This is a genomic window from Trueperaceae bacterium (genome assembly GCA_019454765.1).
Classification (GTDB): Bacteria; Deinococcota; Deinococci; order Deinococcales; family Trueperaceae; genus JAAYYF01.
In genome coordinates this window covers 1-4,610 of sequence record JACFNR010000082.1, presented here as the reverse complement: position 1 = coordinate 4,610, position 4,610 = coordinate 1, and the positions used below count along the sequence as shown (strand labels likewise).

The window sequence follows — 4,610 nt, the reverse complement described above, 5'->3', positions numbered from 1 at the left end:
GGGCGATCAGGGGGAGCTTGTGCGTCTTGATGTGCGGGCGGTTGGCGATGCCGTGCTCGTCGAGGTACGCCTGCAGGCGCCGGATGTTGCGCTCCACCACGTCGAGGTCCACGACCACGCAGGGCGTGTCCGGCAGGACGTCAGCCCGCGGCGCCGCCGCGGCCGCGCTCACAGCTGCACCCACTCCTCGATGGCGGCGCACGTCTTCTCGGCCGACTCGTGACGGCGCGCGTCGAGCCCGACGGCGGCGGCGCTCTCGACCAGCATGGCGCGGTCGTCGAAGTAGAGGCAGCGGCCCGCCTCCGTCTGCGAGAGGCTCAGAGCGAGGCGGAAGATGCCGGGGTCGGGCTTGCGCATGCCGACCTCGCACGACGACACGAAGGCGTCGAACAGCCGGTGCAGCCCGAACTTCTCGATGCGGTGGCGGTTGAGCTCGCGCGCCTCGTTGTTGATCGAGATGACCGTCACCTCCGGGTGCGCCCGCTTCCACTCGGTGAGGTATGCGAGCGTGCCCGGCAGCTCCGCCGAGCGCGAGTACATGAACTCCACGAACTCCGCCTTGCCGAACGGCCTTGGTTCGTAGAAGACGGTGGTGTCGAGGTAGCGGTCGAGGGTGATCCGCCCGATCTCGTAGACGTTGTAGATGAAGTCGTGCCTCAGCGCCATGGCGTCCCCGTCGATGCCGAAGACTCGGGCGGCCTCGCGGCGCGCCACGTGATCCCAGCCGTTGGTCAGGAGGACCCCACCGACGTCGAGGTAGAGGTACTTCACCGCCCCAGGAGGCCCAGCCCGCCCGCTTCGAACGTGGGCGTGAGCGAGCCAAGGCGGCTCGGCACCACCACGAGTTCGGGGTGCGGGTTCGCCTCCCCCACGGGCACGGCGAACGGCAAGGCGTTGCCGGGGGTGGGCACGGGACAGGTGGCGTACGGGGTGTGGGCGCACGGCGGGTGGATGGCGCGGTTGAAGTCGAGGACCACCCGCCCGTCCACCGGCGCCCCCGTGTTCAGGTAGCGCCCGCCGGAGTAGGTCGCGAGCCGGCCGCTCGGGTCGTCAGGGGCCTTGTTGCTCGCGTCCCGGAAGCTGACGAAGAGTCCGCCGTCACTCCCGTGCGTGGCGAGCAGCGTGTGCTCGGCGCCGCCCCATGCGAACGTGAGGCGCCCGGCCACCGGCTGCATGCTCACCTGGCCGAGCACGTTGCTCACCGCCACCTCCTCGCCCGGTTCGGCGGGAGCGAAGGCCGCCTCGAGCACCCAGGTCGGGTCGGGAGGGAACCACGCCACGTCCTTGGTGGGGTCCTTGGCGCTGGCCATGAGCGGGTCCCTGACGCGCGCCGCCCACGAGCCGCCTCGTCGCACGAGCTCGACGTGGGCCGTGATGGGGCCGCGCACGATCAGCGTGCAGCCCTCCTCGACCGTGGTGGGCGCGGCGACGACCTCGTCGCCGACCTTCAGGACGGCGGTCCCGGCGGGCTCGATCGTCAGGCGGTCCCGGGTAAGCCGCAACGTGGCCACGACGGGCGGGAAACGTTGGTCGAGCAGCACGGCGCAGTCGCCCCCGCTGCCAAGCGCGTTCGGCCCGTCCTCCAACCAGGCGAGGCAGGTGAGAGACCACCACCCGTACGGCCCCGCCAGCCCGGCGATGCACTTCTCGCGCCACGCCTCGAGCCCCCGCTCCCAGGCCGACTGCTCGCTGCCGCTATCCTTGGTCAACTTGGACTCCTCCACGTGGCCATCATTGTAGGCCCGTGGGGGTACCCTGTGGGCCACCGCCAGGCGCGGCCGGTTCTGCGCGCCTCCGAGAGCAGCGTCAGTGCCCGTCGCCCGCAACTTCCTCAACCAGTGCCTGGCCTCGGGCCTCATGACCATGGCCTCGAGCATGATGGCCGTGATGCTGCCCCTGTACGCCGTCAGCCTCGGCGTCGGGGCGCAATGGTTGGGCGTGCTCATGGCGCTGCCCGGTATCTTCCCCGTGGTGCTGGCGTTGCCGGCGGGCCGCTGGGTCGACGCCGTCGGGGCGCCGCGTTGGTTCCTCCTCGGGCTCGTCGGCCTGACGTTCGCCCCCCTCGGCGTCGTGGCGTTCCCGGGCGTGGCGGCGCTGGCCGCGTCGCGCCTGCTCCTCGGCTTCTTCTACATCTTCTTCACCTTGGCGTCGCAGTCATTGGTGGCCGCGCTGGGCAACGGGCGGTCGCACGAGAGCAACTTCGCCGTCCACTCGACATGGCTCGCCGGCGGCCGGATGGTGGGGCCCGTCCTGGCGGGCGTCATCATCGACGTTGCCGGGTACAGGGCGGGTTACGGCGCCGTCTTCGTCGTGCTGCTCGGCGCCGCCGCCTTCGGCCTCGCGGTGGCGCGCGGGGCGCCGGCGGTTGCCCCGGGCCACGCGCGCGGCGCGGCGCGGCGGCGCGGGGCCGTCCTCGACACGCTGCGCAACGTGGGGTTGCAGATGGCCGTCCTCACCAGCGCCGGCGTCTTCCTCGCCATCACGATGCGCGAGGCGTTCCTGCCCGTCATGCTCGAGCAGCTCGGCATGTCGGCCACGGTGATCGGTGCGCTCGTCAGCCTCGGCTCGCTCACCTCGGTGCTCATCCGGCCGATCATGCCGCTCGTCACCCGCGCCCTTGGCGGCACCGGCAACAGCCTCGTCGTCTCCATGCTGGCGGTGGCGTTCGGGGTCGGCATGTTGTCGGCCGCGCACAGCGTGTGGGCGTTCGCGGCGCTCGCCGTGGTCGTCGGCTTCGGCACCGGCATCGCCTTCCCGCTGAGCATCGTGGCGGTCGCGTCGCACGTGCCCGTCGTCGACCGCGGCGTGGCGCTCAGCCTGCGGCTCTCCATCAACCACACCGTCGAGGTGTTCGCCCCGACGCTGAGCGGCCTGGTCGTCGCCGCCACCTCGTTCCGTTTCGGGTTCGCCAGCGCGGGCCTGGCGCTCGGCGCCCTGACGCTCCTGTCGCTCTCCATCCTGCCGCGCTTCAACGCGGGAGCGGTGGCGGCGGACGCCCCGGCGCAGGAAATGCCCGGCGCCGAGGCAGTGGAGGCGCCGCGGGCCGTCACGCGGTGACGGAGCGAGTGTGGTGTTTCCCACCCGAGGAGGGCGGCGTCTGGCACGATTCGGGCAGTTAACCTGAACGTTCAACCGGGAGGTCACCGTGCGTATCCTGCCCATGCTGTTCGCCTCGCTCTTCACGTTCACCCTCGCCGCGGCGCAGGGAAGCATCCGCGGCACCCTGGTGACGGGCGGCGCCGAGCCGTACGTGGTCATCGCCTGCCACGTGAGCATCACCGACGGTTGCGACGAGGCGCTCAGCGGCTTCGCGGAGACGTCGGGGCCGGCGGGTGCGCGGCCGTTCGCGGTGGACGGGTTGGCCGCGGGCCGGTACCTCCTCATAGCGTGGCGCGACCTGAACGGCAACGGCGACGCCGAGGAGAACGAGATCGAGGTCATGCTGGGAGCCGATGGGGAGCCGCTGGTCCTCGCGCCGCCCGCCGACGGCCTTGAGTTCAGGTTGGCCGGGGCGGCCGCGCCCTCCGTGCAGCCCGGCGCGCCGGCGGTGCAGCCCGCCGCGCCGGCGGTGCAGCCCGGCGCGCCCGCGGCCGCCGGGGGGGCCCTCGGCGACCTGCCGGGCATCTGGCAGCAGACCCGCGCCAGCGCAGGCGACTACCGCAACCTGACCACCGGCTACTCGTTCACCGCCACCAGCGGCTTCAGCGTCAAGCTCGTCATCGACCCGGGCGGCGGCTACTACATGGCCTACTACTCGTCCGGGATCCAGTCCAACTGCGCTCGCGGCATGAGCTACTACGAGCAGTCGACCGGCACGCTGCGGGTGGAGGGCAGCCGGCTCGTGCTGCAACCCACCGCTCACCGCCTCGACGCCACCGGCTGCGACAACCCGGGCAGCCACGACCTGGGCACCGACCCCATCGTCTACGACTTCCGCCTGGAGCAGTCGTTCGACTACCGCGGGCTGAGGACCTACCGACTGACGCTCGAGGGTGGGCCGCACCCGCTGGAACTGCAGCTGCTCCACCACGAACCCCTCATGCCCGGCTACCAGGCCGAGCAGCCGGCCGACTTCGTGCTGGGCGACGTTGCCGTGTACCGGGAGTTCATCGGCACGTGGGCCTACTCGCAGGGCTCGCGCCTCGACTTCTACGACCCCGCCACGGGGGTGTTCTACGTCCCCGAACTCGACGGCACGGGTCACGAGTGGCTCCGTTTCACGGCGAGCGAGTACGAGTTCGCCCGCGCTTGGCGCAACTACAACCTCGAGGGCGTGTGCAAGAAGGACTACGTCTACTACGAGCGCGGCACGCCGCGCTTCTCCATCACGGACCCGCCCCGGACGGAGGGCGGCACGTCGTTCGGGCACCTTCGGCTAAGCGCGTCCGCCGCCAAGCTGATCGTCACCATCCGCGAGTGTGACGAGTTGGACCAGGTGCTCCGCTACGACCTGATCCCGCAGGTGAGCTACTACACGTGGACGTACCGGCCCGAGACGCACGAGTACATCACGATCGCCGAGGGCTTCTCCCTGCAGTGCCCCTGGCCGCGAGACGAGTGGCAGTTCATGATCTGCGACGAGGAGTGGAACCACTTCGTGAGGCGCTGAG

The 4,610-nt window shown here is 71.2% G+C and carries 5 protein-coding genes; 2 read left to right on the top strand and 3 right to left on the bottom strand.

Annotated features, from left to right (window positions below; translation table 11 throughout):
• The 3 genes from H3C53_13265 to H3C53_13255 all read right to left on the bottom strand — a co-directional run.
• Nucleotides 1-172, bottom strand: a 172-nt coding sequence (locus H3C53_13265) for a hypothetical protein (GenBank protein ID MBW7917636.1), incomplete at its 3' end; no start/stop codon positions are given.
• Entirely contained in the window at nucleotides 169-771 is a 603-nt protein-coding gene (locus H3C53_13260) for an HAD-IA family hydrolase (GenBank protein ID MBW7917635.1), read from the bottom strand. The genes H3C53_13260 and H3C53_13265, both read right to left, overlap by 4 nt.
• Nucleotides 768-1,724, bottom strand: a complete 957-nt coding sequence (locus tag H3C53_13255) for a DUF1684 domain-containing protein (protein ID MBW7917634.1) — start codon at nucleotides 1,722-1,724, stop codon at nucleotides 768-770. Before H3C53_13255 ends, H3C53_13260 begins: the two co-directional genes overlap by 4 nt.
• Before the next feature lie 85 nt (nucleotides 1,725-1,809).
• Between H3C53_13255 and H3C53_13250 the strand changes: the two genes are divergently transcribed.
• Both H3C53_13250 and H3C53_13245 read left to right on the top strand, forming a co-directional pair.
• Nucleotides 1,810-3,057, top strand: a complete 1,248-nt coding sequence (locus tag H3C53_13250; protein MBW7917633.1) for an MFS transporter — start codon at nucleotides 1,810-1,812, stop codon at nucleotides 3,055-3,057.
• A gap of 88 nt (nucleotides 3,058-3,145) precedes the next feature.
• A complete protein-coding gene (locus tag H3C53_13245; GenBank protein ID MBW7917632.1) occupies nucleotides 3,146-4,609 on the top strand; it encodes a hypothetical protein in 1,464 nt (487 codons plus the stop codon).
• Nucleotide 4,610: the final 1 nt, after the last annotated feature.